At 52.8% G+C, this 26,213-nt stretch carries 24 protein-coding genes and 2 pseudogenes; 6 read left to right on the top strand and 20 right to left on the bottom strand.

What is annotated here, in order from left to right; translation table 11 throughout:
* Positions 1 to 80: 80 nt before the first annotated feature.
* The gene (locus MUN86_RS20300; protein ID WP_280640547.1) at positions 81 to 578 is read right to left on the bottom strand and encodes a YciE/YciF ferroxidase family protein; all 498 of its coding nucleotides are present in this window, start codon (positions 576 to 578) and stop codon (positions 81 to 83) included.
* 305 nt (positions 579 to 883) lie between these two features.
* Here MUN86_RS20300 and MUN86_RS20295 point away from each other — a divergent pair, with 305 nt between their 5' ends.
* Positions 884 to 1,243, top strand: a complete 360-nt coding sequence (locus MUN86_RS20295; protein WP_245119816.1) for an META domain-containing protein — start codon at positions 884 to 886, stop codon at positions 1,241 to 1,243.
* A 72-nt stretch (positions 1,244 to 1,315) separates the two neighbouring features.
* Here the strand turns inward: MUN86_RS20295 and MUN86_RS20290 are convergent, their stop codons facing one another.
* The 7 genes from MUN86_RS20290 to MUN86_RS20265 all read right to left on the bottom strand — a co-directional run bounded on the left by MUN86_RS20290 (position 1,316) and on the right by MUN86_RS20265 (position 7,715).
* Positions 1,316 to 2,023, bottom strand: coding sequence for a DsbA family oxidoreductase (locus tag MUN86_RS20290; RefSeq protein ID WP_245119815.1), 708 nt, complete (start codon positions 2,021 to 2,023; stop codon positions 1,316 to 1,318).
* A gap of 233 nt (positions 2,024 to 2,256) precedes the next feature.
* Positions 2,257 to 2,568: a fatty acid desaturase gene (locus MUN86_RS31300; RefSeq protein WP_280640546.1), complete on the bottom strand. Its 312-nt coding sequence runs from the start codon at positions 2,566 to 2,568 to the stop codon at positions 2,257 to 2,259.
* Positions 2,526 to 3,269, bottom strand: coding sequence for a fatty acid desaturase (locus MUN86_RS20285; RefSeq protein WP_280640545.1), 744 nt, complete (start codon positions 3,267 to 3,269; stop codon positions 2,526 to 2,528). The genes MUN86_RS31300 and MUN86_RS20285 overlap by 43 nt, the downstream gene beginning before the upstream one ends.
* Before the next feature lie 259 nt (positions 3,270 to 3,528).
* Positions 3,529 to 5,529, bottom strand: coding sequence for a LysM peptidoglycan-binding domain-containing protein (locus tag MUN86_RS20280; RefSeq protein ID WP_245119814.1), 2,001 nt, complete (start codon positions 5,527 to 5,529; stop codon positions 3,529 to 3,531).
* Positions 5,530 to 5,600: 71 nt separating this feature from the next.
* A complete protein-coding gene (gene gatA / locus MUN86_RS20275; RefSeq protein ID WP_245119813.1) occupies positions 5,601 to 7,043 on the bottom strand; it encodes an Asp-tRNA(Asn)/Glu-tRNA(Gln) amidotransferase subunit GatA in 1,443 nt (480 codons plus the stop codon).
* Positions 7,044 to 7,057: 14 nt separating this feature from the next.
* A complete protein-coding gene (locus tag MUN86_RS31895) occupies positions 7,058 to 7,474 on the bottom strand; it encodes a Sec-independent protein translocase subunit TatA/TatB (RefSeq protein WP_311181744.1) in 417 nt (138 codons plus the stop codon).
* A gap of 13 nt (positions 7,475 to 7,487) precedes the next feature.
* Positions 7,488 to 7,715 carry a Sec-independent protein translocase subunit TatA/TatB gene (locus MUN86_RS20265; RefSeq protein ID WP_245119812.1) on the bottom strand — a complete coding sequence of 76 codons (228 nt, stop codon included), beginning with the start codon at positions 7,713 to 7,715 and terminating at the stop codon, positions 7,488 to 7,490.
* A gap of 346 nt (positions 7,716 to 8,061) precedes the next feature.
* Between MUN86_RS20265 and MUN86_RS20260 the strand changes: the two genes are divergently transcribed.
* Entirely contained in the window at positions 8,062 to 9,012 is a 951-nt protein-coding gene (locus MUN86_RS20260; RefSeq protein ID WP_245119811.1) for a GAF domain-containing DNA-binding protein, read from the top strand.
* 381 nt (positions 9,013 to 9,393) lie between these two features.
* On the opposite strand, the gene MUN86_RS20255 is transcribed toward MUN86_RS20260, so the two are convergent.
* The 9 genes and pseudogenes from MUN86_RS20255 to MUN86_RS20215 all read right to left on the bottom strand — a co-directional run bounded on the left by MUN86_RS20255 (position 9,394) and on the right by MUN86_RS20215 (position 17,557).
* Complete coding sequence (locus tag MUN86_RS20255) at positions 9,394 to 9,705, bottom strand: murein hydrolase activator EnvC family protein (protein ID WP_245119810.1); 312 nt, start codon at positions 9,703 to 9,705, stop codon at positions 9,394 to 9,396.
* Positions 9,696 to 10,616: a murein hydrolase activator EnvC family protein gene (locus MUN86_RS20250; RefSeq protein WP_245119809.1), complete on the bottom strand. Its 921-nt coding sequence runs from the start codon at positions 10,614 to 10,616 to the stop codon at positions 9,696 to 9,698. Before MUN86_RS20250 ends, MUN86_RS20255 begins: the two co-directional genes overlap by 10 nt.
* A 156-nt stretch (positions 10,617 to 10,772) precedes the next feature.
* Positions 10,773 to 11,537 (bottom strand): lipoprotein insertase outer membrane protein LolB1, encoded by a 765-nt coding sequence (lolB1, locus tag MUN86_RS20245; RefSeq protein WP_245119808.1) that lies wholly within the window; start codon positions 11,535 to 11,537, stop codon positions 10,773 to 10,775.
* A complete protein-coding gene (locus MUN86_RS20240) occupies positions 11,530 to 13,254 on the bottom strand; it encodes a tetratricopeptide repeat protein (protein WP_245119807.1) in 1,725 nt (574 codons plus the stop codon). The genes lolB1 and MUN86_RS20240 overlap by 8 nt, the downstream gene beginning before the upstream one ends.
* A gap of 218 nt (positions 13,255 to 13,472) precedes the next feature.
* A complete protein-coding gene (locus tag MUN86_RS20235) occupies positions 13,473 to 14,483 on the bottom strand; it encodes a sugar phosphate nucleotidyltransferase (RefSeq protein WP_245119806.1) in 1,011 nt (336 codons plus the stop codon).
* A 111-nt stretch (positions 14,484 to 14,594) separates the two neighbouring features.
* Positions 14,595 to 15,028, bottom strand: a pseudogene (dut, locus tag MUN86_RS20230) (dUTP diphosphatase).
* A gap of 129 nt (positions 15,029 to 15,157) precedes the next feature.
* The gene (locus MUN86_RS20225; protein WP_245119804.1) at positions 15,158 to 15,457 is read right to left on the bottom strand and encodes a polysaccharide biosynthesis C-terminal domain-containing protein; all 300 of its coding nucleotides are present in this window, start codon (positions 15,455 to 15,457) and stop codon (positions 15,158 to 15,160) included.
* Positions 15,451 to 16,662, bottom strand: coding sequence for a lipopolysaccharide biosynthesis protein (locus MUN86_RS20220; RefSeq protein ID WP_245119803.1), 1,212 nt, complete (start codon positions 16,660 to 16,662; stop codon positions 15,451 to 15,453). Before MUN86_RS20220 ends, MUN86_RS20225 begins: the two co-directional genes overlap by 7 nt.
* Before the next feature lie 107 nt (positions 16,663 to 16,769).
* Positions 16,770 to 17,557 (bottom strand): annotated as a pseudogene (locus MUN86_RS20215) (enoyl-CoA hydratase/isomerase family protein).
* 238 nt (positions 17,558 to 17,795) lie between these two features.
* Between MUN86_RS20215 and mscL the strand changes: the two are divergent.
* From mscL to MUN86_RS20200, 3 genes are all read left to right on the top strand, one after another.
* Complete coding sequence (mscL, locus tag MUN86_RS20210) at positions 17,796 to 18,218, top strand: large conductance mechanosensitive channel protein MscL (protein ID WP_245119802.1); 423 nt, start codon at positions 17,796 to 17,798, stop codon at positions 18,216 to 18,218.
* Between the two features lie 115 nt (positions 18,219 to 18,333).
* Positions 18,334 to 19,341: a DUF3078 domain-containing protein gene (locus MUN86_RS20205; protein WP_245119801.1), complete on the top strand. Its 1,008-nt coding sequence runs from the start codon at positions 18,334 to 18,336 to the stop codon at positions 19,339 to 19,341.
* Positions 19,342 to 19,436: 95 nt separating this feature from the next.
* Entirely contained in the window at positions 19,437 to 19,883 is a 447-nt protein-coding gene (locus MUN86_RS20200) for a hypothetical protein (protein ID WP_245119800.1), read from the top strand.
* A 572-nt stretch (positions 19,884 to 20,455) separates the two neighbouring features.
* Here the strand turns inward: MUN86_RS20200 and MUN86_RS20195 are convergent.
* Positions 20,456 to 20,935 (bottom strand): hypothetical protein, encoded by a 480-nt coding sequence (locus MUN86_RS20195; RefSeq protein WP_245119799.1) that lies wholly within the window; start codon positions 20,933 to 20,935, stop codon positions 20,456 to 20,458.
* A gap of 7 nt (positions 20,936 to 20,942) precedes the next feature.
* Here MUN86_RS20195 and MUN86_RS20190 point away from each other — a divergent pair, with 7 nt between their 5' ends.
* Positions 20,943 to 21,212, top strand: a complete 270-nt coding sequence (locus MUN86_RS20190) for a hypothetical protein (RefSeq protein WP_245119798.1) — start codon at positions 20,943 to 20,945, stop codon at positions 21,210 to 21,212.
* A gap of 347 nt (positions 21,213 to 21,559) precedes the next feature.
* Here the strand turns inward: MUN86_RS20190 and infB are convergent, their stop codons facing one another.
* Together infB and nusA are read right to left on the bottom strand one after the other, a co-directional pair.
* Complete coding sequence (gene infB, locus MUN86_RS20185) at positions 21,560 to 24,787, bottom strand: translation initiation factor IF-2 (protein ID WP_245119797.1); 3,228 nt, start codon at positions 24,785 to 24,787, stop codon at positions 21,560 to 21,562.
* A 122-nt stretch (positions 24,788 to 24,909) separates the two neighbouring features.
* The gene (gene nusA, locus MUN86_RS20180) at positions 24,910 to 26,205 is read right to left on the bottom strand and encodes a transcription termination factor NusA (protein ID WP_245119796.1); all 1,296 of its coding nucleotides are present in this window, start codon (positions 26,203 to 26,205) and stop codon (positions 24,910 to 24,912) included.
* Positions 26,206 to 26,213 lie beyond the last annotated feature (8 nt).

The raw sequence follows: 26,213 nt of genomic DNA, 5'->3' as shown, positions 1-26,213 counted from the left end.
GCGTTATTCTCTAAAAGCCAAGGTGTTCTAGGAGAAGGGAATAGTGACGCAGCGTTAGTAGTGATTTGGAGGGTGTTGCTTTAGGCCTGTTCGGCGCGGCGATTTACGCTGTTTTTGGCAATTTCATTTAACAACACGTCAGTCTTCTTTTCTTCTTGCAGGGTTTGCTGCAAAAGTTGCGCTACCTCGGTGTAACCTAGTTCTTCGGCTAAGTACGCCGCTGTGCCGTAGCCAGCAATTTCGTAGTGCTCGATTTTTTGAGCGGCAGCAATCAAAGCGGCATCTAGTACTTCGGGCGAGGCATCTTTCTGCATCAGTTTTTCGCCTTCCGCAATCAGGCCCTGAAGCGCCACGTTTTCTTCCCCGTTCGGGTCGACGCCCAGTATTTGGGCAGCTTGCTCGAGGCGCTGAATCTGCTGCTGGGTTTCTTGGAGGTGTACCGTGAAGGCCTTTCTCAATTCTTCGTTCTGGGTGTTTTCCACCATGCGGGGCATGCTGTCAACCAACAGGTTTTCGGCGCTATAGAGTGCCTGCATTCCGTGAACGAAAAGATCTTGTAAACTTTGAAGCTGAGCCATAAACATTTGAAAATGAGAGTGAAAGATCACTAGGCAGTACGGACGAAAAAACACCATGTTATCGTCGGGCTTACAGTTTTCCGTCTTACAGTGGAGGTGTGATCAAGCATTTTCTAGCTCACAAGTATTCTGGCAGCGTCTGCTTTTGTGGCTTGCAACCTTTCTGGCCGTGGTTGGCTCCCTCTAGTGGTTGCTCGCTGATCTTTTTCCTACTCTTATCTATGCATCGGTTATCATTTTGTGTCCTTGGTGTTGTTGGCTTGGTTTCCTTAGGAAGCTGTGAAGAAAATGAAGCTACTCCCAAGTTGTCACTACTGGATACCCGCTGGAGGCTGACGCAAGTGGAAGAGACACCCCTCTGGACTTCCAGCTATTCCGATACCTACCGATCCTACATTCAGTTTACTAGGCAGAACACGACTACCGGTCTTGGACCCTGCAATTCATTTAGCGGCACGTTCTCGCAGGGCAATACAGCCGGACAACTGACAATCAGCCAACAGGCATCAACCAAGGCTACCTGCGCCACTCAGACCTTAGAAGACAAATACCTAAATGCTCTGCCGCGCACGGTGCGCTACGAAATCAGCGGCAAGGAACTGCGCCTCTACGACGTTAGCAATTCCTTGCGGCCACTACTCGTTTTTGAGAACAGCACGAAGTAGTGCCAATAGCCCACAAACAAAAGCACCACCTCTCCTGAGGTGGTGCTTTTGTTTGTGGGTAGGTAAGTAAACCTAGCAATTGCCATCAATGTCGCAGGCAGCACCTTCTAAGCCGCCAATAGCTACTGGCTGCGGGCGGGCTTCTTCCCAGACCTTCTCCAGCACTTCCTTGAACAGCTCGGTCGGTTGCGCACCCGATACGGCGTACTTGTCATCGAAGACAAAGTACGGTACTCCGCGTACGCCAATTTGCTGCGCTTCATATTCGTCGCGCCGTACTTCCTGCTCGAAAGTAGTAGAGTCCAAGAGTTGCTCTACTTCTGCGGCAGGTAAGTTCAACTCAGCACCAAGGCGCGCAAGCGTGGGCACGTCATTGATGTCGAGGCCTTCTTCTAAATAGGCTTTGAACAGGCGCTCTTTAGCGGCATCTTGGTGGCCATGCTGGGCAGCTAAGTGCACGAGGCGGTGGGCCCGCAACGAATTGGCGGGTACTACCCGGTCGAAGTCGAAAGCTAAACCTTCTTCAGCGGCCATTTGGGTCATGTTGGCGCTCATTTGCCGGGCCCATTCTTCCGACTTGCCGTACTTGCTGGCCAAGCGCGCGTATTGGCTGACGCCGGGCGTCGGGTTAGCCTGCGAATCGAGCTCGAAGCTGCGCCACTTCACTTCAATAGCACCAGCGTGCTCGAAGGTCGTTAGTGCTTTTTCCAGCCGCCGCTTGCCGATGTAGCAAAAGGGGCAGAGGATGTCAGACCATATTTCTACTTGTATCTTTTTCATGGGACGAGGAGTCGAGATTTGGCGAGTATAAGCTGCAACCACTGGAAAAGGTTTATGCCTACAGAACGCAGCAGGCACTTCGTGTTCAACCTTACGAGGTGTTGAGTGTAATGCAATAACGATATAGGTACCAGTAGTAGTTTCAAGCTCGCAGTTACGGGCTTGCTACACGCTAAGAAGGTGTTGGCTAGTGCAAGAAAAAGCCCTCAGCGGTAAGGCTGAGGGCGGATACTTTAGGCTGATGCGCCTTCAACAAGCTGCTTGTCGGGGGTGGAATTATCCTGAAGCGTGGCGCGGCCGCGGCTGCGGCGGGTGATACGCGAGAAAAGGCTTATTTCTTGGTCAAACAGAAACTGAAAGAACAGCTTGGTGTAGGAGCGGTGATGTAACAGCGGTTCGTAGAACTCCGGGGCCAAGGCCTTCAGGCGGGGCAAGTGGTTCCACGGAATAGAAGGCATGTCGTGGTGCTCGTTGTGGTAACCAACGTTCATGTTCACCCCGTTCAGTCGGCCGTAGTAGCTGTAGGTTTCCTGACCCTCATCCAAGGTGAGATAGTGCTCTTGAATCCAGCGGGCCCGAGTGGGTGTAAGCCTACCGAAAACCAGAAGCTAAGGAAAAGGTAACCCAGCGCCACCCAGCCAAAGAAGTACACAATAGCTGCATCGAAAGCCAGTTGCGCCACAATATTGGCCACCACGTACCGGTCGAATACGGCCACTTCGCGGCAACGAATTGTGCGGATTACCTGAAACAGCGGGAAAAAGAACAGCCAAATGGCTTTGCCCACCGAATAGTTCTTGATCAGCTTGGCCTCGTACCAGTCCGGCAAATCGGCATCCAACTCATGCACCCCTTGAAACACATGGTGCTTGATGTGGAAGTTCTTGAAGGAAATAGCCGTTGGGACAACCGAAGCAAAATTGGCCACAATACCGACTGCCACGTTCTGCCACACCTTGCGGAACACCAAGTTGTGCGCCGCCTCGTGAATTACCACAAATAAGGTATGCGAGAAGAACGCGCCCACCAGATAAGCCGCTAGCGCCATTACGTACCAAGGTTGATCGCGAAGTAGCGCCGCCAATACCACTTGGGCCGCTACGCAGGCTATTCCAATCAGAGCAGTAGCGGGCGTGCGCGTCATCAGTTCTTTTACTTCCGGGTGCGCTTTCACAATCTGGCGGGTACGCACACGATGTGGCTCTGGCGTGTCAACCAGAACGAAGGACTTAACGGTGGAGGGCATCAGGTTGGTTGGAAAATGGAGCGTTAGTATAGGTTGTAGGGTAGTAGTAGCACTACTTTCTCGATGTTAACACCGTCTTTTGACGAGCGACAGTAGACCCCGCATCCAACAAAAGTACCTCCATTATAGCAACTCCTACTAGTGGAAAGTGGGAAAAGTAACTACGAGACGTACAGAGTATTGTCCTGTTTAAGCTCAATAACAGCGGAAAAGTTTAGGCGAGAGCCTTTATTTCCAACGCAACAGAACGAGTGAGAGCTTATCGGGCTACAATTAGCTTTTGTCCTGGCTTCACCTCGTCGGTAGTTAAGTTATTGAGCCGCTTCAATTGCTCTACCGTCACGCCCTGGTAGCGGCGCGAAATATTGTAGAGCGTGTCGCCGGCTTGCACCAAATGCACTTTCCGGATGGCTTCCTTTGCAGCAGGTTTCTGAACGGTGGCAATTTTAGGCGCGCGGGCTGGCTTCTGCTGAACAGGTACCGCCGCAACTACCTCCTCTTCTCTAGCGGGAGCTTCTTCTGCCTCTGCGGGTTCAGTAAACACCAGCTTTTGGCCGGGCGATACTTTGATAGAAGTTAGCTTATTCCATTCCATCACCTGCTTTACGCTTAAACCGCGGATCTCGGCAATGCGGCTGAGGTAGTCGCCCTTGCGCACCACGTATTCAGTGGGTAGGCTGTCGTCGGCCACTGCGGTTTCGACTGCCTCTACTGCTTCAATGGCAGGAGCCACAGCGGCAGCGGCGGCATTACGACTTGCACGACCAGAGGTTCTAGTTTCTTTGCTTGCTACTGCTACTTCAGGTGTGGTTTCCACCGCAGTTGGTTCAATAGTCGCTCTCGCCACTTGGCTGCTCACGGCAGGTTTAGCCACAGGCGAAGTCAACCGGGTGGGTACGTTCAACTTGCGTGTGCTGGCCAGGGTTTCGGTAGTTGGAGCCGGTTGGGAAGCCGGGGTAGCCACGGGCACGAATACAACCAGTTGCTTGCCTGGGGCTAAGGGACGGCCTTTGCGCAAGCCATTCCACCGGGCCAACTGGGCTACACTAACATCATACCGGCCCGCCAATGCCGATACGGTTTCGCCCCGGCGTACCGTGTGCCGTACCCGACGGAAGCGGGGGGTGGGCTCAATTTCCTCGCGCGGAGCTCCGCTGGCTGCTAGCAGAGTGCGCGTCGGGAAGGGCTCGACTCCGTTTAGGCGCGCCATCATCGGTGGCATAGGCTGCGGCAGGTCAGTACGGGGCAGGCAGTAATCGAAGAGCGTAGCGCGGTCAACTACGGCAAGTTGGGGCTTGGCTGTAGCTGGTACCTGTACGGTGTACGAGCGGTAGCCAGCCGGCAGGAAATGATGCCGCAGTTCGGGATTGTAGTGCAGTAAAGCCGAGGAATCCTCTAGGCCGCAAGCTTGGCCAAGACGCAGCAAATCGATAGCTCTGCCATTAATCTGCACGGTGTCCATTACTTCGGCATAGCGGTATTTCAACTCCGGCGAGTGTAGCTGGTGGGCCTGCGCGTACTTCATCGAGTACATGATGGCCGTGAAGGTCGGCACGTAGTTGCGCGTCTCCCTTGGCAAGCTAGGATACAGGTCCCAGAAGTTCTTTTTGCCGGTGCGCCGCATCACGCGCTGCATATTGCCCGCGCCCCAGTTATAAGCGGCCAACACCAGTTCCCAGTCGTGAAAAACGCCATACAGATAACGCAGGTGCTTGCAAGCTGCCTCCGTTGATTTCTCTGGGTTCATCCGCTCGTCCACCCACTCGTCGCGGCGCAGGCGCAAATCATTGGCAGTTGGGCCCATGAATTGCCACAAGCCCGTAGCACCAACGTGCGACTTAGCCGTCGGAATCAAGGCCGATTCTACCACTGCCAAGTACTTCAGATCAACGGGCAGATTGTACTTAGCTAGATACTTCTCGAAAAGCGGGAAATACACGTTTTCCCGCTCCAGTACCCGTTGCATGTACTTGCGGTTGCGCTCCGTGAATAACGTCACAAACGACATCACCGATGGGTTGAAGGCGTGGGGCGCGTCGGTTTCTATGCATCCCACCCGGTCGCCTACTAAGTCGTGCAACTCGGGTGGGGTTTGCAACCATAAAAGCCGCACCGAATCAACGGAGGTAGGGGCTGCCACCAACGAATCGGGGAGCAGCAGCGGCAATTCAATAACCTGTGTAGTGTCGTCGGGGCTGCTGGTACGAGGTACTTCTGGCGTCCGTTGGGGGAGCGTCTGACCCGCAGCAGAGCGAGCCATAGCAGTCAGCAAAAGGAGGGTAGAGGCAACGCGAACCGGCCGCAACAACGTTTTCATCAATACAGCAGGGGTTAAGGCATGGCAGGAATCAGGGTCTCCGTCAACGATTTAGCAAACGCTAACAGGTGCTCTTCGCGGAACGCGCCGCTCATCACCTGTAAGCCAATCGGCAAACCAGCCGAATCCTGACCGGCCGGCACCGACACCGCAGGCACCCCGGCAAGGGAAGCCTGTACTGTAAATATATCCGCGAGGTACATGGACAAGGCATCTTTCGTGTTCTCGCCGATGCGGAAGGCTGTAGTAGGCGCGGTGGGCAGGATCAGGAAATCATACTGCCGCAGCAGTTCGTCGGTCTTTTCCTTGATCAAACGCCGCACTTGCTGCGCTTTAGTATAGTAAGCGTCGTAATAATCTGCCGACAACACAAAAGTGCCGAGCAAAATGCGCCGCTGTACCTCCGGTCCAAAGCCTTGGGAGCGAGTCTTTTTGTAGAGCGACTCCAGGTCGGTAGCGTCGGGGGCACGGTAGCCGTACTTCACGCCGTCGAAGCGGCTCAGGTTGGAGCTGGCTTCGGCCGTGGTCAGAATATAGTACGTCGGTACCATGTAGTCGAGGTATGGAAAATCTACCGCATCTACCACGTGGCCCTGGCCGCGCAAAGCTTCCAGGTTTGTTTCTAAAGCCTCTTTGATTTCAGAGTTCAGACCCGGCCGTTCTACTGCGTCGCGGATGTATCCGATGCGGTAGTGCGGAGCAGGCTCTAGCAACTGGCTGTAAGCAGGTACTTCCCGCTGGCTGGCTGTGCTGTCGAAATTATCGGCGCCGGCCATTATTTCCAGCAGCAGCGCCGCATCATCTACCGAGCGAGTTAGCGTTCCAATCTGGTCGAACGAAGAAGCATACGCCACGAGGCCGTAGCGTGAGATCCGAGAATACGTCGGCTTGAAGCCGATTACGCCACAGAAAGCCGCTGGCTGACGTACCGAACCACCGGTATCGGAGCCAATCGAAGCCAAACACATATCGGCTTGCACGGCCACTGCCGAGCCACCCGAAGAGCCGCCCGAAACCCGCTCCTCGTCGATAGCATTGCGCACCGGCCCGAAGTACGAAGACTCATTGGAGGCGCCCATAGCAAACTCGTCGCAGTTCTGCCGGCCAATAAAAATAGCATCCTCATCAAGCAGCCGCTGCACCGCCGTAGCCGTGAACAACGACTTGAAGCCGTCGAGGATGTGGCTGCTGCTCTGCAAAGAATGGTCTTTGTAAGCCAGCACATCTTTTAGGCCGATAACCATACCGGCAAGCTTGCCAGCTGTTCCGGCCGCTAATTTAGCGTCAACGGCTTCGGCTTGAGCACGGGCTTCTTCGGGCCATACTTCCAGAAAAGCATTCAAGCGGCCATTCCGCCGCTCGATGTTATCTAGGTAATACTCCACGAGCTGACGGCAGGTCGTGTTGCCTGCCGTCAGCTCGTTACGAACTTCCGTGAGAGAATGAAAGCGTCTCAAATTCTAGAAATCAGTTAGGACATTTGGTCTAGACGAGGCCGTTCGGCGGACGTCGGAGCGGGAACTGTTTGGTCTGCACTCGAAGTATGAGTTACGGGCGCAGAGTAGGAGGTACTAGGTGAGCTGTAGGTCGGCTCCGTTTGCGTGTATGCGTCGTCGGGCAGCTGCTCCGGCGCCGGTGTGGGAGTTGACGGCGCAATATAGTTCTGATTGAACTGTTGCTGATACGGTTGCTGCTGCTGCGACTCCACGTGGTTTTCAAATTCACTGCGGATTTCGCGCGAGGCATCCTTGAATTCCCGAATGCCTTTGCCTAATCCCCGCGCTAATTCTGGTATCTTGTTGGCACCAAAGAAGACGAGGATGACGACCATAATAAGCAGCATCTCACTGCCCCCGATGTCGCCGAGAAACAAAAGTGGTGTATGCATGACGATCTGCTAATTAAAAACGTGGCTGGTTAGGCTCGTTCGGGTTACGGGGGGTAGTTTGGTCGCGATACTCTGGCTTTTCCTCTTTCGAAGCGTCTTTGAACTCCCGGATGCCCTGGCCCATACCACGGAACAGTTCCGGAATACGCTTGGCGCCAAACAGCAAAACAATAACAAAAATGATTAGCAGAATTTCGGTCGTACCGAAGTTGCCAATCAGGAAAAGCGAGGAAAACTGCATAGAAAAAGGCTGTATAAGCCGGTTTGAAGTGGAAAGCCTGAGATACGCATACGGATGCTAAGCAGGATTGGTAAAGATACCCCATAATTTTAAAATGGGGCCTCAACGAGTAGCCGCGCTATATTAGTAAGCTGCCAATCTAAGTTATCATTGTGATGCGTACATGAAGTTCAGTTCATCGTAGTATGAGCAATGTTTATCGGGTAATTTCTCATGTCTAAAGTCGAAAATTGGAGGTTGATCGGTTTCATATTCTATTTACAGTCTCTAAATCTGTTTACGTACAGATGTTGCTCGGCTTGATAGGTAAAGTCAAAAGCCGACTTTTTTGTGAATGCCGCCCAAAATGAACACAGCCGCCAAAATTACCCGCCCATCTGTATCATCATTGCAGCAGCCTGATGAAAACGAACGGCTCGAAGTACTGCGCAACTACCAAATCCTAGATTCGCCGCCCGAAAAGGCTTTCGATGATCTAGTTCGGTTAGCTGCTTATATCTGTGGCACAACCATTTCGCTGGTATCTTTAATAGATGCAGAGCGGCAATGGTTCAAGGCCAACCTTGGGTTGGAGCGGTTCTCGGAAACGCACCGAGACGCCGCCTTCTGCCAATACGCCATGCTCTCAGATGACGTGTTTGAGGTGTCAGACACCACCCTGGACCCATTGTTTCAGCAGAATCCGCTGGTAGTCAGCAATCCTAATATTCGTTTCTATGCGGGTGCAGCGTTGGTTTCACCCGAAGGGCTGCCACTTGGAACCATCTGTGCCCTCGACACGCAGCCTCGCTCCCTTAATGATCAGCAACGCGAAGCCATGCGCATTCTGGCGCGCGAGGTGGTAGCGCACTTGGAATTGCGCCGGGCCCGGCTGCAACTTGAGCAGGAGCAGCAAAAACTAGAGGGCTTGCTGCGGATGGCCAATAACGCGGCCGAAACCATGTTCGTAGGCAGCCGCAACGAAATATTCGTCAAGCAAGACCATAAGTTGGTCCGGGTACACACCAATGATATTCGGTACGTAGAGGCTTTGGGTGACTACGTAAATATTTATACTTCGCGGGAGCGGTATACGGTCTACAGCACCATGAAAGAATTGGAGGCTAAGCTTCCTCTCCGCGAATTTGCCCGAGTACATCGCAAGTACATAGTTTGCTTGGATCGTATCACTTCCATTGAAGGAGACATCATGCTGGTAGACAACGGGCGGGGCACCGACCGTCAAGTTAATCCTACGCCTGTTCCGATCGGTAACTCCTACAAAGCAGCTCTGTTAAGCCGATTAAATCTTATTTAATAGTTTCTTCGAATAACCGAGCACAAAGTCGGATAAAACGCTTCATTCGCCGGTAAAAAGAGGGCTTTCGGCGAATTTGCAACAATAAAAATCGTCCAATCTTCTATCTTTCGTCATGTTATCGGAGTAGCCCCGCTGTACGACCTCTATTTATAAGTCTAGTGCAGCCCGGAGATACTGGTAGCTAAGTTTGTTTTCATAGCTCAGAAAGACACCGCACTTTGTGCGGTGTTTTTTTTGCTGGTTAATGAACGTACTGATAACCACGGTTATGTGATCTTAATAGAAGCTATCCAATAGGTAGCTCAATGCAAAGAATACGGCCTGCAGAAATAAAGATTGGAAAAATACAAAAGTACCTAGTAGACGATTGCTACTTATTTAGCGGCGTCCAATCCAGTTTTCAGGGTTTAGATTAGCGCTGTTGCGCCACACTTGAAATTGAACTTCGGAAGTGCCATCAGGATCAGTGTAAACGGTACCAATCGGCTGGCGCATCTTCACTATCTGGCCCTCGCTTACGCTTACACCGCGGAGTTTGGCATACACCGTGAAATACTCGCCATGCTGAATCATGACGATGTTGTTCATGCCAGGTACGTTGGCCACGGTAAGCACCTTGCCATCGAAAATGGCTCGGACTTGTTCGCCAGCACTGGTCTGGATATCGATGCCCCGGTTCTCTACCACCACGTTTTTGAGTACTGGGTGATTGTGCCGCCCGAAACGCTGGGAGATAAAGCCTTTTGATACCGGCCACAGCAACCGTCCGCGGTTATCGGCGAAAGACGACGAGAGTTCGGCTGTCTCCGGTGTAAGCGTAACCCGATCGGTACGAGTAGGAGCTTCTTCTTCGGGGAAGCATCCGAATAAGTCCGTGAAGGTGCATCAGAAGCGCGGCCTGCGGCAGCAGCGGCCCGTGCTGCCCGTTCACGGGCGGCGGCCCGCGCGGCAGCTTTGGCGGCGGCTACACGGGCGGCACGGGCAATTTCTTCCCTTACCCGTTCCGCAATCAAATTGTCAAGACGACTAACAGCCAGTTGTCGTTTGGCTAGCTCTTCGCGTAGGTTTTGCTCTTGCTGGCTGAGCTTGGTTACTACTTGGTCCTGCTGGGTTTTCATAGTCAGCAGGTTGTTTTTCTCGGCTACTTGAGTGTTGAGTAGGCTGCCTTTCTCTTGCTTCTTGGTTTGAAGGCCGGTTAGCTGTTGACTAAGGCGTTGCTGAGTACCTGCAATTTGGGCGGCCTGGGCCTTGCGCACTTCCGCATACTGCCGGATGTAGCGGAGCCGCAGCATAAACTGGTTGAACGACTCGGCCGCAAACAGGAACATGATGCGGTTGTAGCTGTTGGCCGTTTTCGAAGCCGAGTAGATTAAGCGGCCGTACTCTGCCTTCAACTGGTCTAGACTCTGGCGAGTTTTCTGCACCTGCTGCTCTGTTTGCTGCACATCGGTTTCGATGTAGCGCAGCTCCGACGAGATATTGCGAATAACACCTTGCTGGACCGTCAGCTTTTCCTTTAGGGCATTTAGCTGACCCAACGACGCCTCCTTCTGACGCTGGGTCTGCTCCAGAATGCGGCTGGTTTCGCGAATGCGGCGCAAGGTAGCACGCCGCTCCCGCTCAAGCTGGGCCTTCGATTTGGGGCGGTGCTACTGCGGCGTCGGGTGCTGGAGGTGCGGCGCTGCTGGGCTTGGACGTCGCCGCTGGGCGCGGGAACACCAAGCCAGACGGCGACGAGCACAACTAGCAGCCAGTGCTTACTTTTTGCGAGCATAGCCTTTCGGAATGGAGAAAGGAAACAGCAATCGTTCCTTATCCACGTCAACATTGCGGTACGTAATAGTGAGCTTGGACGGGGCCGTTTGTCCTTGTTGGAGCGTTACAGTTGCCGTGTGGGCAAAGGGACTCGGGTTACGCTCCAAGACTTGAAAGTCTGAATAGTTTACTGTTACCGTGTTCTTCGTGGTGGTGTCGCGCACGGCAAGCTGCTGTACTCGGCCTTGACCAAGCTCAATCAATTGCTCTACCAGTAGGCCTGCCTGCTCATAATTTACTTTCTGCGTGGCGCCTTCCGTACTTACTTTCGGTGATGTTTGCTCACTTATAGGAGCTAAATAGTTGCCAAGTAGCAACGCTTGTAGCATATCGAAGTTGACAGGGACGTTGAGGCGCTTACTAAGGTAAGCGTAGTCGCCGGCGTAGTACTCACGATGCAGTTTGTCGAGCACTTGTACGGAATCCTGCGTGATATACGCCCGGAACCCTTCAAATCCAATCAAGGAAGCCGAAATCCAGATAACACTGTCTTTGCGGATGCGGATATTGAGGTTGCCACCTTGCTGCTCGAATTGCGCTTTGCCTTTCGCCGACAGAAAACGGAAGTCCACATTTTTAGCCCGTATAGCCTCGGGGACCGGCCGGGTAGAAGAAGGTTGCTTGGAAGTAGTCGGAAATATTTTGCGGTTACAGCTACTGAGGGCAGTAGCGGCTAGTAGCAAGCCTAGGGCAATGCGTTTACTCATACAGTTTCTTGTCTTTGATCTTGCGGTCGATCAGCTCTGATGTTCCGCCGTTTTTCTTGGCGCGTAACCATTCAGCGTGCGCCTTGTCTTTCTCGCCGAGCTGATAAAGCACGTCGCCGTAGTGCTCGATTACGGTGCCATCCTTGCTAGTTTGCAACGCTTTTTCCAAACTCTGGCGGGCACCCGCGTAGTCTTTTTGCTTGTAAAGCACCCAAGCATAAGTGTCGAGGTAGGTGTCGTTTTCAGGAAATTGCTTCACCAACTTGCCCGCCATTTCCTTGGCCCGGTCCAGCTTCTCACCTCTTATTGAGAGGAAGTAGCTGTAGTTGTTGAGCGCCTGGGCATTGTTGGCATCAAAGGTTAACGCGGCTTCGTAGGCAGCGTCCGACTTTTTGTAGTCCTTCAATTCATGGTAGGCGTCGCCAAGCTGGGTATCGAACTGGGCCAGTAGCTCAGGGTTGTCGGTGGCTAGCTTACGGCCATACTCCAACGACTTCACTCCTTTGGTGGGCTGCTTTTTCAGCATGTAGCCCACGCCGTTGTAGAACCAGAGCGGCGCTTGGTTGGGAAACAGTTCTAGCGCCCGCTCAGAGTGCGTGAGTAGGGAGTCCGTTTGGTTGAGTTCGGCATCAATGAGTACCACCTGCTGCCAGATCTGGTAGCGGCTGTTATCGTATTTGATAGCCTGTAAATAATTATCCCGGGCGTCCTTCTTGCGGTTTGCCAGCGTCTGAATGTCGCCGGCTACGGAGTAGGCTTTGGCGTCTTTCGGATGCACCCGGATGGTAATAGCGGCCAAATCCAAAGCAGTTTGCTCTAACTTGGGATTCGGCAGTTGCTTGATGAAGTCCACTAGCACGCGCACTTTGTCGTCGATGTCGAGGCCGGGGCTTTCAAAGGCGAGCTTGATTTGCTTTTCCGACTCTGCCGCGTTGCCTTGCTGACGGTACACGTCGGCCATGATCATGTGCGCCTGCGGATTCTCGGGGTCGGTGCGTAGTGCCTGTTGCGCCACCCGCAGAGCATCCGGTAGGCGGTTGTTGGCGGCGTACATTTCGGCTTGGGCCAGCACGTACCGAATTTCGTCGGGGTTGGCTTTGATCAAGACTTCGCCTTCCTGTAGAGCTTTGTCTAAGTTATTCTGCTTGAGGTAGATCTGCTGCTTCTTAAACGATACCTCATCGAGCGCTCCGAATTGCTTTTCGGCCCGCTCTAGCGTTGCCAGCGCCTCAGTTAGCTTGCCCTGCGCCAAGTACAGATCAGCCAAGTTGAAGAGATAGTACCCCGAGTCGGGCACGTCTTGGATCAACTGGGCGTACACTTTCGTGGCTTGATCATACTGCTTCTGCGAAGCATAGATCTGGGCCAGGAGCAGGTAATAGTAAGCGTTTTTGGGTTCGAGCTTTACGGCTGCCTGCGCAAAGTTGGTGGCATCCTTGAGGTTTCCGCTAAGCAGATTGGTTTCCGCTATTTTGTAACTAATGGCGGCGTTGGTCGGGTTGAGTGCGTACGCCTTCAGCAGCCTTTCCAGCGCTTTATTATAATCTTCGAGCAGCACGTACTTCACGCCGTCTACGAAGAAAGACTCACTCATGCCTCTGTCCCTATCGGACAGCTGCCGCTGCTGGCTGGCCTCTTCTAGCTCAGCGCGACGGGCTAGCTCTTTCCGCTCTTTGCGGCTGAGCTTGCCAGGTTTATTTGGCTTGGCCTCCCGCACTTTATCGGCGGGGCAGGCGCAGAGGGTCGCTGCTGGCCCTGGCCTGGCTCAGCGACTACCAACAAACTCAGAGCCAGTGAAAAAGAAAGAAAAACGCTACGCATGAATGCAGAAGTGCGGGACAAGCCGCCGGTCAAGGAAAACAGAACGAGGTGAAGATACCCAAAACAATGGAGCCAGCCCCGCACCTCTGCGTAACGTAAGCAACTACGAAATTATCATACGCGCAACGTGTTGTAGTCGCCCAAGCTTAGGTCTTGGGGAGTACTAGCCACGGTGGCAAAGTTGCCAATCATGGAATTGGTTACGTTGGCGTGCAATACCGTTGCCGACTGCTGCACAATAGAATTGGACACCACTGAGCTCCGAACGTTGCTTTGACTGCCGAGAGATACGTGCGGGCCTACCACCGAATCGGTAATAGTAACGCCCTCACCGATATAAACCGGCGGAATCAGCACAGAGTTTGTCACTTTCGCAGATTCAGCTACTAGCGGTTCTCCGCGCTCCTGCAAGTACTCTAGGTAGCGCTGGTTGGTGTAAACGGTAGCGTCTTTATTGCCGCAGTCCAACCATTCGGTCACGCGGCCGGGCACGAAGGTTGTGCCCTTGTTCTTCATGTTTTCGAGGGCGTTGGTGAGCTGAAACTCGCCTTTGTCCTTGATGTCGTTGTCGAGCAGGTACTGTAGCTCTTGGCGCAAGTACTCACCGTCTTGGAAGTAATAGATGCCGATGATGGCGAGGTCGGAAACAAACTCAGTAGGCTTCTCCACGAAGTCGGTAATCTGGCCTTGCTCGTTGAGCTTCACCACGCCAAACGGCTTGGGGTCCTCTACTTTCTGCACCCAGATAGTGCCGGGAACATTAGTATCGAGCGTAAAGTCCGCCTTGAATAAGGTATCGGCAAAAGCAACCACTACGGGGCCGGTCAGGGCCGACTGCGCGCACAGGATGGCGTGCGCCGTGCCGAGGGGCTCGTCTTGGTAGTGGATAGTGCCCTTGGCACCCACCGATTCGGCAATTTTCACCAAGCTTTTCTCTACTTCCGCCCCGAAGCGGCCAATAATGAAGGCTACTTCCTGCACCGGTTCACCGCATACTTTCGCAATGTCTTCCACCAGACGCTGCACAATCGGTTTGCCCGCAACCGGAATAAGAGGTTTTGGAACAGTAAGCGTGTGGGGGCGCATGCGCTTGCCCATGCCGGCCATCGGGACAATGATTCTCATGTGTTGAATAGTTGAAAGGTTGGAAGGGAAGGTTACTTATTGAAGGGTGGTGAATGTCAAGGTAGGAATGGCACAAGCGAAAACTAGGCAGCTATGCTATAGACAAGACTACTAGCTTGCACCGGTGCTGCCGTAGCCCCCGCACCGCGGGCGGTTTCGCTCAGGGCCTCGGTTGGCTGCCAAGCAATTATTTCGTGGCGAGCCACTACTAGCTGTGCAATACGCTCCCCATCCTGCACCACAAACTCGGTGTCGGACAAGTTAACCAATAGCACCTTCAGCTCGCCACGATAATCGGCGTCGATGGTGCCCGGGCTATTCACGATACCGATACCGTGCTTGTACGCCAAGCCGCTGCGAGGCCGCACCTGCACCTCATAGCCAACTGGAATTTCCAGAAACAGACCCGTCGGAATAAGGGCACGTTGCAATGGCTTCAACGTAACGGACTCGCTGAGGTTGGCCCGAACATCGAGGCCCGCGGCATGGGCCGTCTGGTACTCGGGCAATGGGTGGCGGGAGCGGTTGATAACGGGTATCTGCATGCGGCAAAGGTAGTTTCTGGTTTCAATTAATTGGATTGCCAGCAATCAAGTGTACGTTACGAGTTGCCGGTACGCTTTCCGAAGCCAGTCATCAGTGGTAACCGGCAACCTGTACGTACACTCACTGCCTCATCGGGCCAGCAAGCGGTGTGGTTTTTCAACCAGCACTACCAATCCCAAGAAGCCGGCGCACAGCACCAAATGCCAAAAGTGGCGCACCCAATAATCATCGAAGGAAACAAACCATCCGAGCGCCACCACTCCCGATGCTACCAGTAGCCACGTCAGTAGGCGCCCTACCGGGTAAGGTACCGGGAAGTGCCGTTCACCCAGCCGCCAACAAATGGCGGCCATCATAAAGTAGCAGGCTAGGGTGGTGAGGGCGCAACCCATATAGCCGAGCACCGGAATCAGCAAAATGTTCAGCACGATGGTGAGTACGGCGCCGGCCCCCCAATGTAGGTGCCGTAATAGGTTTTGTCGGTAAGCTTAAACCACACCGACAGATTCCAGTACACACCCAAAAATAAGTTGGCTAGCAGCAATACGGGCACTACTGCAATGCCTTCGCGGTATTCGGCACTGCGCAAAAAATGTTTGGCAAAGTCTTCGAGGTTGACGCTGATAAAGACGAAAATAAAAGCGCAGCAGAGTGTGAACCACTTCAAAACCAAGGCAAACGTAGCCGGAGAGTTCTTTTCGGTGCTCTGCGAGAAGAAGAACGGCTCGGCAGAGTAACGGAAGGCCTGAATAACAAGGCTCATGAAAATGCTCAGCTTATAGCACGCCCCGTAGATACCCGCTACCGTCTCGCTGCTCTTGCCCGGGTAAAATCCCTCCGGTAGCCAGGCCGGCAGCAAAATCCGGTCGAGCGTTTCGTTTACCATGCCGGCCAGTCCCATCAACATAATAGGATAGGCATATACCAGCATCGGCCGGATGCTTGCTACGTCAATGTTGAAGCGGAAGGCGGCTAGTTCGCGCGCCAGGAGTAGCAATGTGAACGCACTAGCAGCTAGGTTCGACAAAAACACGTAGCCAACCCCAATGCTTGGGTCATAGATGCGCGCTATCAGGGGCTGAAGTACAGTCAGGTATTCGCCCGCCATGATATCGGGGCACACGATGATGAAGAACAGATTTAAGGCTACGTTCAGCACGATATTAGCCATGCGAATAGCTGCAAACTTCTGGGCCTTGTTCTCTAGGCGCAGCCGCGCAAACGGAATAGCCGCCACCGCATCGAGACCTAGAATAAGCGCCAGCCAAACTGCATACCGCTCTTGTCCTGACGGCAGCTTTAGCAGCCGCAGCAACGCGCCTGCCTGCCACGCCAGCAGCCCCGAAAACACAATGCTGCTCACGATTAGCAAGCTCAGCACCCGGCTGTATAGTAGTTGGCGGTCGGTGCCGGGGCGGGAAGCAAAGCGGAAAAAGGTTGTTTCGAGCCCGTAAGTGAACAGCACGTTCAGAAATGAAACGCAGGCGTACAGGGCCGTCACAATACCGTACTCGGCCGCGGCGAACCGTCCGGTATACACTGGCACCAGCAGGTAAGTCAGCACGCGCCCCACAATGCTGCTGATACCGTACACGGCCGTCTGCGAAGCAAGACGCTTGGCAATTGAACTCATAATAGTCAGTGTCTTCCTGCTTGGGCAGGAACGTCTTGTGCGATAGTTGGCTGAAAAAGTAGTGAGCCTACTACCTCGAAAGGATAGGTACTCCTATAAAAGGAATGTTATTTACCGGTGAAAGCAGCCGGCCGCTTCTCTAGAAAGGCTTGCGTGCCTTCCTTGAAATCTTGCGATACAAAACAGCGGGCAAAAGCATTAGCCTCCGTTTGATATCCCTGCCGGTCATCGGCGAAGTAAGCATTCACACTGTCGATAACCAGCCCAATGGCTAGTGGCGCCTTCGTGAGAATACGACCAAGTAGTTCGCGCGTGAATGCGAGCAAGTCGACAGCGGGCACCACATGGTTGACCAAGCCAAGACGTAAGGCTTCGTCGGCTTTTACCATGTCGGCTGTCATCATTAGCTCTAACGCTTTGCCTTTACCGATTAGCTGTGTCAGGCGCTGCGTGCCACCATAACCCGGAATCAACCCTAAGTTCACTTCCGGCTGACCGAAACGGGCATTGTCGGCGGCAATCCGCAAGTGGCAGGCCATAGCTAACTCACAACCGCCCCTAGCGCGAAGCCGTTTACGGCGGCTACTACAGGCTTCGGGCTTTCTTCTATCATGCAGAATACCTCTTGCCCATGTTCGGAAGCCCGGCGAGCAAGTGGCTCGCTCAAGGCGGCTAGCTCGGCAATATCAGCACCGGCGACAAAGGCCTTCTCGCCGCTACCCGTCAGAATGATGCCTCGTACATGCTGGTCGTCGAGGGCCTGTTGCATGGCCTTCCCGATTTCAGTGATAGTGGCGTTGTTGAGAGCGTTGAGCTTGGTTGGCCGATTTAGCGTGATGGTCAAAATGCCGCTTTCGGCATCGAGGTCATAGAGCAGATTTTCGAAAGAAGCCATGCAGAAAAGTGGAGTGGCGGTAGCAGGATGCCAGCAAAGATAGCCTAAATCGGGAGGCAGAAGCCGGTATTCGCTAGCTTGAACGAGGTATTAAGCGGGGAGAAGCCCTGATCCAGCGAAAAGCAGTTTTCGCTTTAAACGAGTGCATTACCTTTGTATAAACCACGGCCGAGGTATTAAGAATAAAGTATATTAGCCCCAATCAGTTGTCTTGTCTCACCACAAAATTTACAAGCACATGGGGTTTGTTTCCGAATTCAAAGAGTTTATTTCCAAAGGAAATGTGCTCGATCTGGCAGTAGGCGTTATTATCGGAGCTTCGTTTGGCAAGATTGTAACTTCGCTTACCGATGACATCTTGATGCCCATATTAAGCTTCTTAACTGGCGGAAAAGATTTCACCGATTGGTTTATCGCCCTTGATGGTAGCAGCTACAATACGCTGAAGGCCGCGAAGGATGCTGGTGCTGCCACCGTGAATTTTGGCTTGTTCTTGACTGCTGTCATTGATTTCCTTCTCATTGCTTTTGCAATTTTCTGGATTGTTAAACTTGCGAATCGTTTTAAGAAGCCCGTGGAAGTAGTAGTAGCTGAACCAGCGCCTACCAAAGACCAAGCGCTACTAATAGAAATCCGGGATGCGCTACGTAGTCGTACCTAGCTGTTGTATTGTTGGTTTGTTGTTGTAAAGTCTGTAAAGCCGGTTTTCGCCCGCATGTAGTCTGGGCGAAAACCGGCTTTTTATTCACCTTTTAGTTGTTTGGTTTTTCTCCTTTATGAGAACAACTATTCTCTCTTTCGCCAGAAAGTTTTTGTTATTAAGCTTGCTGTTGGGGCTTTATAGTAGTGCACACGCGCAAAATTACGCGCCTTATCGAGCCCCAACCCCACCAGCCGCTTTCCGAATTGCGGCCGATGAAGACACAATCCGTGGTTGGCGACGTGGGGGAGATGGTACACTTAATTTCAGTCAAGTTAGTTTAAGCAATTGGGCGCCTGGAGGTCAAAGCTCGCTTTCGTTGCTAGCGCTAGGCAATGCCTACGTGTACTTCCGCGGCGAAAACCACACGTTTGCGGTAGCTACCAACTTGGTGTACGGCTTGCTGAAAGCCGGCAAATCCAAAGTGCGCAAAAACGATGATCGGTTGGAGCTAAATGCCCGCTATGCTCGCAACTACGCCAACAAGTGGTCCTATGCCGCACAGTTAAACCTTAAAACGCAGCTCACGCCCACCAAAGACATAACCAAACCAGATTCGCTGTTGTCGAAATTCTTCGCGCCGGCCTACATCTTGGCTTCAGTAGGCTTTGAATACAAACCTAGCGACGACTTTTCACTGTTTTTGTCGCCAGCAACAGGCAAGTTCACGGTAGTAAACGACCAACGGCTGGCCGATGTAGGGGCTTTCGGCGTGAAAGCTGCCCGGCTTGATGCTGATGGGCTGCCCATAATTGGTAGTGGCGAACGGCTTCGTGAGGAGCTAGGTGCCTACCTGAACGTGCGCTACCGGCGGAGTTTGATGACCAACATCACGTATCAGACGCGGGTAGAACTGTTCAGCAATTACTTCCATAACCCGCAAAACGTGGATGTGAACTGGGAAAATTTGCTGGATTTCAAAGTCAACAAATTCTTTAGTGCCAGCGTTGCTACCGCACTAGTATACGATGATGATGTTTTGGTGCCTCTTAACGCCGACAAACAAAACAGCGACTTCACCGCCCAAGGCCGACGAATTCAATTCAAAGAAACGTTAGGTATAGGGCTGACTTACAAGTTTTAAAGAATTTGAACTAACTTAGCATGCCACCCGTTGCCGCGCCAGAAACCTACTCTACCTGCCGCAAGCAGCAGTTGCTTATCTACCTTTCTCTGAGCATGAAAAATTTTTTAGCTGCCGCGCTTCTGGTTGCCGCAAGCTTCTTAAGCCGCCCCGTGCACGCCCAAACTTCATCTATTACTTCCACGGAGCCGGGTAGTCAAGCTAGTGAGCAAGGCACACGCAAGCGTAAGGCTACCTCCTCGGACATTGCCAACATGCAGCGCCGCATGAACATGAACCCCGACGATGCGAAGCGCGACCAGCAAATGGAGTTGCTGCAAGCTCGGGCAGGCGGCAGTTCTAACACCAGCTTTGGCCGCGCCTCAGGACCTGCCCGACAGTACGAGAAAGGATCAGGCGGCTTTACAGTGCGTAAGTTCAAAGCGAGTAAGCACGCTAGGAACGCCATGATGAAGAAAGGGCAGAGCCGCCCAGCTATGGGTATTGATCCCAAAGGCAAACCGCTGAAACACAAAAAGAAAAAGCACTTCCTGTCTTTTTGAGATAGCGCTTAGCTTCTAGCTATACTCTGCGACGCTCAGATACCACAAGTTTGTGTCACGATAAAAGAAAAAGCCCCACTGCACAGCAGCGGGGCTTTTTGCGTCTTTAGTGAAATCGAGGCCACCGTTCGCCCCCGGCTCAGCTAAAGAAGACGCGGATGATAGCTTAGTTGAAACTAGAAGCTACCTCATGTTCTCGCTTGCAGTAGTTGGCAGTAGCATCATCCGCCCATCCAATGCGTGGTAAGTGGCTGTCAAGGTTTTGTAGTGCCTTGCTAGTAGTCTTATCGGTTACCAACAATGGGTTGCTGAGCGACAGATAACATACAGGAGCTGGCAAGCAGCTATTGTAGAAGGTAGTTTGGGCCTTAGCTATGGAAGCAGTTGCGCGAGCCATGGGTCACAGACGTTACTAGTGGAAGGACGTGACGCTTAACGGACAGAAAGTGGAAAGCTTGCAGTGCCCGTTGAGTCTTTAGTATAAGAATAAAAGATTGCCACTGTGTAATAAGACGGTATGTACCCAATAGAGCATTCAATAACTAATGCACTTGATCTTGCGAAAACCGGAGTTAAAACTTTGCAGTAACACCTAACTTCATATAACTCATATCATAACCTAGCTCAGTGAATACTCCAACCTTGTCGGTCAGTAAGTAGCGTCCACCCGCAAAAATTCCTACCTCGAGGTTCGCTCCGCCATAAGAATCCTTCAGCGCATCGTCGTCATAATCGTTGGAGTAGTTCTCGATACGAGCCGCCAAACTCAAACCAGCGTAGGTATCAAACTTGGGGTTAGCCGTGAAGTTGTAGTGATAAGCTCCGCGGGCGGCTACATAAATGTTGGTCCATTTGGCTTTATAAGAAGACCATTCATAGCTATACGACTTGTAACCAAGTAAACCGCCCACACTAATAACGCCAGGACCAATTCCGTCGACAATACCCTTTTCCACTGACAAGCTAAGAGCCGGCGAGGACTTTGTGCTTCCGCCAAAATTTAAGCCGTAGCCATACCCTATCCCCAATCCTAATCCTAGGTTCACTGCCACGGTCCCCTTGTTGAAGGAAGGGGCCTTTTGGGGCTCAACTCCCGGTATTTCTAGCTTAACGGAATTGGTGGAAGCAGACGTGCTTGAAGTTTCTGCAGTGGCCGGGGGAGTGGTAGCTGGCTGTGTAGCAGGTTTTGAAGCCGGACGAGAAGTGCTTGAGCTAGCGCGCGTCGTGGTAGGCTTGGCCGTGCTAGAGGCTTTGGTAGCAGCAGGCTTGGTCGCAGTCGTTTTCGAGGTTGTAGTGGATTTAGTTGCCTTTGTAGAGGTTTTGGTTTGAGCTAATGCTGTAGTGGCTAGCCCTGTTGTTAAAAGCAGAAGTGTTAAGGTTATTCTCATGCAGAGCGGAAAGATTTAATTCAACTATTTCTTAATGTGATACAAAGCTAGACGTGTATTCGACTGGTGTCAATAACATGATGATGTGACAACGTCCAAGATAGGATTAGCAGTACATAGCGTCTTGCCAATTACTAGCAACAAGCTTGGGCTTAGCGAATAGATGCTGCAAGATGTAACCCTAACTGCAACCGAAAATACTTTTAGCTCGAAAAGCCTGAAATGAAAAACGCCTCAACTGCTAACAGTTGAGGCGTCTAACAAATCTATTTGTACTTGAAGCTTAGGCTACAATGTACGCTTCACTTCTTTTTCTTCGAAGCCTTCGATGTTGTCTCCCTCTTGCAGGTCATTGAAGCCTTTCAGAGAAATACCACACTCGTAGCCTTGGCGTACTTCCGACACATCGTCTTTGTAACGCTTGAGGTCTTGGATTTCGCCTGAGTACACCACAATACCGTCGCGTACAAGCCGCACTTTGGTTTTGCGAGTGAAAGTTCCTTCCGTCACCATGCAGCCACCAATGGAGCCTACTTTGGTAATGTTGAACACCTGACGAATTTCGGCGTTGGCCACTACCACTTCCTGCACCGTTGGGGCTAGCATGCCTTCCATAGCATCCTTCACCTCGTTGATAGCATTGTAGATGATAGAGTAGAGACGGATATCGATCTGCTCTTGCTCAGCCAATTTACGGGCACTCTGCGAAGGCCGCACCTGGAAACCAATGATGATGGCGTCGGAGGCCGATGCCAGCAATACGTCGGATTCCGAGATGGCACCCACGCCTTTGCTAAGGATGTTCACCGAAACTTCCGGCGTGCTCAGCTTCAGCAAAGAGTCGGCCAGTGCTTCCACCGAACCATCCACGTCACCTTTCACGATGATGTTGAGCTCTTTAAACGAAGCCAGTGCCAAACGACGACCAATCTCATCGAGCGTGATGTGCTTCTTGGTACGCATGGTTTGCTCACGCGACAGCTGCTGACGCTGGGTGGCTAGTTCCCGCGCTTCACGCTCGGTTTCCATCACCTGAATCTTGTCGCCGGCTTGAGGAGCACCTGTCAGACCAAGTACCTGTACCGGTGTAGCCGGCCCAGCTTGCTTCATCTTTTTGCCGCGGTGGTCGGTCATAGCCTTTACGCGGCCGTAGTGCGGACCTGCCAGTACCACGTCACCTACTTTCATGGTACCAGTCTGTACCAGGATGGTAGTTACATAGCCGCGGCCTTTGTCCAACGAAGCTTCAATAACGGCACCTACTGCACTACGATCTGGGTTGGCCTTCAGCTCCAAAATTTCGGCTTCTAGCAGCACCTTTTCCAACAGATCATCGATACCAAGACCTGTTTTGGCCGACACTTCCTGCGATTGATATTTGCCACCCCATTCTTCTACAAGAACGTTGATAGCAGATAGCTCTTCACGGACTTTGTCAGGGTTAGCACCCGGCTTGTCGATTTTGTTAAGTGCAATAACAATCGGTACGCCAGCTGCCTGTGCGTGATTGATTGCTTCCTTCGTCTGTGGCATAACCGAGTCGTCGGCTGCTACCACGATGATGGCAATATCGGTGATCTTGGCACCGCGGGCACGCATTGCGGTAAACGCTTCGTGACCTGGAGTGTCAAGGAAGGTGACACGCTTGCCCGATTTGGTCAGCACATCGTAGGCACCAATGTGCTGCGTGATACCACCGGCTTCGCCTTTGGCTACGCTGGCGCTCCGGATGTAGTCAAGCAACGACGTCTTACCGTGGTCAACGTGACCCATAATGGTCACAATAGGAGCACGGGGCTGCAGATCTTCGTCGTTGTCTTCAATCTCGATAACCGTATCCTCTTCCTCTGCACTCAGGAATTCTACGTCGTAACCAAATTCGTCGGCAATAACCGTGATGGCTTCTGCGTCGAGGCGCTGGTTGATGGACACGAACATGCCCATGTTCAAGCACACCTTGATAACCTCGTTGACCGACACGTCCATCAGCGAAGCCAAGTCATTGGCCGAAATAAATTCGGTTACTTTCAGCGTCTTGGCATCCAGCTCGTTTTGGGCGCGTTGGGCTTCACGGTCTTCCGCTACACCAGCACGCTTGTCACGCCGATACTTAGCACGGTTGTTCTGGTTGCCCCCACGGCCACCACTGAGTTTAGCCAGCGTAGCCTTGATTTGCTCCTGGATTTGCTTTTCATTTTGCTCGGGAGTGAGCGGTACAGCTGGTGCTTGACGCTGTGCTGCTTGGCCAGTACCTGTAACCCGGGGCGCATTGTTAAGTGGCCGCTGGTTGGTATTGTTGCTACTGTTGTTGCCACGTGGGCCAGTACCCGTAGGACGGTTGCCCTGGTAGCCCGGGTTTTGTCCTTGTTCGGGGCGTTGGCCTCCTTGTCCTTGACCCTGGCCTTGGCCTTGGCCTTGACCGGTTTGAGGAGCTCCTGTCTGACCCGGAATACGTTGGCGCTGACGCTTCTTCGCATCTGCGCTCAATCCGCTCTTGCGTACATCAGATGAAGCTACCGGCCGTGGACCACGGCCGGCATTGCCACCACCTCGCCGCGACGAATCAACCGGAAGTTCGATTTTACCCAACACGGTCAGACCCTTCAACTGGTCTGCTCTGGCCGTGATAATGCCTACTTCTTCAACAGGAGCCGGAGTAGCTGGCGTTTCAGGAGCAACAGGCGGAGTGGGTGCTGGCGCAGCAGCAACTACGGGCGCCGCTGGAGTAGGTGCTGGAGCTGGTGCAGGTTTAGGCGCTGGAGACGGAGCCGGAGTTGCTGCAACTACTGGTGCTGGCGCAACTGGGCGGCTTGGGGTTGGCGCTACAGGCGCAGCAGGTGGTGCTGGCGCAACTGGCGCTGAAACTACAGGTGCCGTTGGTGCAGGAGCTGGAACCGGTGCTGGCGTTGGCGCGGGAACTGGCTTGTTCTCAACAACCGGTGCTGGAGGTGTTTTCACTTCTGCCACTGGCGCAGCAACTGGGGCCGGTGCCAGGGGAGGAGTGGAAACTGGGGCTGGAGACGGAGCAGGCGCAGGACGCGGAGGAACAGGGCGACCTTTCGAGTCTAGCTCAATCCTGCCTAATACTTTCAAGCCAGGCACTTTAGGTGCTTCCTCTACTGGCGCTGGCCTGCTAGGAGCAGGCGCCACAACAGGCGCCGTAGCTACCGGAGCGGCTACGGGCACAGGAGCAGGCTTTGGAGGCTCAACTGGCTTAGGAGCGGGCGCAGGAGCCACTGGTGCCTTAGGAGCTACAGGCTCGGCAGGCCGGGCGAGAGCAGCAGCATCTAGCTCGCTCTGGCGCTTAGCCTGGCTGAGCTTAAAGGCTTCGGCTTTGTCTTGGGCTGAAGACGCGAATTCCTTGTCCAGCAACGCAACCTGATCTGAGCTCAGCTTGGTTGTGGGCTTGTTTTCTATCTGAAATCCTTTTTTCGCTAGGGTTTCCACCAAGGTGTTCATCCCAACGTTCAGGTCTTTGGCTGCCTGACTAAGCCGTTTGGTTGCTGCTTCCGCCATTCTATGCTCGCGAACGATACTCTTATCTGATTGCAAAGGTACTACTTTAAATGGTGCCAGCCGGTGTTAAATCAAACCGACTGGCCCGATTTAACACCCTTGCCGGGCCGAAGCCCGCGCGCTCATTGCGCGTCGTCGCTGACGGTGGGAGTATGTGCTTGGTTACTTTCTTCCTCTTCCTCGTTAAATTCCTGTTTGATAACGCGGAAAAGCTCATCTACGTGTTCTTCTTCTAATTCGGTACGGCGCACGATATCTTCTTTACTTACAGCTAATACGGCCCGACCTGTATCAAGACCGATTTTCTTAAGCTCGGCGATGATCCAGGATTCAATTTCGTCAGAGAATTCGTCAAGTGCAATATCCTCGTCGTAATCACCGGCATCCCGGAATACGTCGATTTCCATGCCTACCAAGCGGCTTGCCAATTTGATATTAGCACCACCGCGTCCGATAGCCAACGAAACTTGGTCGGGCTTTAAGAACACCGATACCCGGCCAGTTTGTTCGTTTATTTTCATCGAAGTCAATTTAGCAGGCGACAAGGCCCGAGCGATATACAGCTCTAGGTTGTCGGTGTAATTGATGACATCGATGTTCTCGTTTTCCAATTCGCGCACTACGGCGTGAATACGGGAGCCTTTCATACCCACGCAAGCACCTACCGGGTCAATGCGGTCATCGTAGCTTTCTACGGCTACTTTGGCCCGCTCACCCGGCTCACGTACGATGTTCTTAATAGTAATTAAGCCATCGTAGATTTCAGGTACTTCCAGCTCAAACAAGCGCTCCAAGAAAGCGGGCGCTGCGCGCGAGAGAATAATTTTGGGCGTACCGTTGATGATTTCAACACGGTGCACAACGGCGCGCACAGTGTCGCCTTTGCGGTAACGGTCCTTCGGGATCTGCTCGGTTTTAGGCAGCACGAGCTCATTTTCCTCTTTATCGAGGATCAGGGCTTCGCGGCTCCATACTTGGTATACCTCACCGGTGATAATTTCACCCACCTGATCTTTATACGTCTGGTAGAGATTGTCGCGCTCTAGGTCTTTCACCCGTTGAATCAGCGTTTGACGAGCCATAAGCACAGCCCGACGGCCAAAATCTTCCAGCTTGATTTCTTCGGTTACTTGTTCGCCTACCTCGAAATCGGGCTCGATCTTTTGGGCTTCTGCCAGCGGAATTTTATCGTTGTCCCAGATATCCTCGGAGTTATCGTCCACAATTTCACGGTTGCGGTAGATTTCCAAGTCGCCTTTGTCCACGTTCAGGATGACGTCGAAGTTGGCGTCGTCCGTGTACCTCTTGCGAATCATGGTGCGGAACACGTCCTCCAAGATGCTCATCATCGTGGGACGGTCGATGTTCTTGCTCCGGGCAAACTCGGCGAACGATTCAATCAGAACGTTGCTGTTCATCTGATTAA

It is taken from the genome of Hymenobacter volaticus, assembly GCF_022921055.1.
Classification (GTDB): Bacteria; Bacteroidota; Bacteroidia; order Cytophagales; family Hymenobacteraceae; genus Hymenobacter; species Hymenobacter volaticus.
The sequence above is the reverse complement of the archived record's forward strand: the minus strand, read 5'-3'. Positions and strand labels throughout refer to the sequence as shown.

Bases quoted from the DNA above. Each gene is read 5' to 3' on its own strand.
- MUN86_RS20260 (WP_245119811.1), top strand. From the start codon at position 8,062: ATGAACACAGCCGCCAAAATTACCCGCCCATCTGTATCATCATTGCAG.
- MUN86_RS20205 (WP_245119801.1), top strand. From the start codon at position 18,334: ATGAGAACAACTATTCTCTCTTTCGCCAGAAAGTTTTTGTTATTAAGC.
- MUN86_RS20290 (WP_245119815.1), bottom strand. From the start codon at position 2,023: ATGAAAAAGATACAAGTAGAAATATGGTCTGACATCCTCTGCCCCTTT.
- mscL (WP_245119802.1), top strand. From the start codon at position 17,796: ATGGGGTTTGTTTCCGAATTCAAAGAGTTTATTTCCAAAGGAAATGTG.
- nusA (WP_245119796.1), bottom strand. From the start codon at position 26,205: ATGAACAGCAACGTTCTGATTGAATCGTTCGCCGAGTTTGCCCGGAGC.
- MUN86_RS20265 (WP_245119812.1), bottom strand. From the start codon at position 7,715: ATGCAGTTTTCCTCGCTTTTCCTGATTGGCAACTTCGGTACGACCGAA.
- MUN86_RS20280 (WP_245119814.1), bottom strand. From the start codon at position 5,529: ATGGCTCGCTCTGCTGCGGGTCAGACGCTCCCCCAACGGACGCCAGAA.
- MUN86_RS20285 (WP_280640545.1), bottom strand. From the start codon at position 3,269: ATGCCCTCCACCGTTAAGTCCTTCGTTCTGGTTGACACGCCAGAGCCA.
- infB (WP_245119797.1), bottom strand. From the start codon at position 24,787: ATGGCGGAAGCAGCAACCAAACGGCTTAGTCAGGCAGCCAAAGACCTG.
- lolB1 (WP_245119808.1), bottom strand. From the start codon at position 11,537: ATGAGTAAACGCATTGCCCTAGGCTTGCTACTAGCCGCTACTGCCCTC.
- MUN86_RS20235 (WP_245119806.1), bottom strand. From the start codon at position 14,483: ATGAGAATCATTGTCCCGATGGCCGGCATGGGCAAGCGCATGCGCCCC.
- MUN86_RS20300 (WP_280640547.1), bottom strand. From the start codon at position 578: ATGGCTCAGCTTCAAAGTTTACAAGATCTTTTCGTTCACGGAATGCAG.
- MUN86_RS20200 (WP_245119800.1), top strand. From the start codon at position 19,437: ATGAAAAATTTTTTAGCTGCCGCGCTTCTGGTTGCCGCAAGCTTCTTA.
- MUN86_RS31895 (WP_311181744.1), bottom strand. From the start codon at position 7,474: ATGCATACACCACTTTTGTTTCTCGGCGACATCGGGGGCAGTGAGATG.
- MUN86_RS20220 (WP_245119803.1), bottom strand. From the start codon at position 16,662: ATGAGTTCAATTGCCAAGCGTCTTGCTTCGCAGACGGCCGTGTACGGT.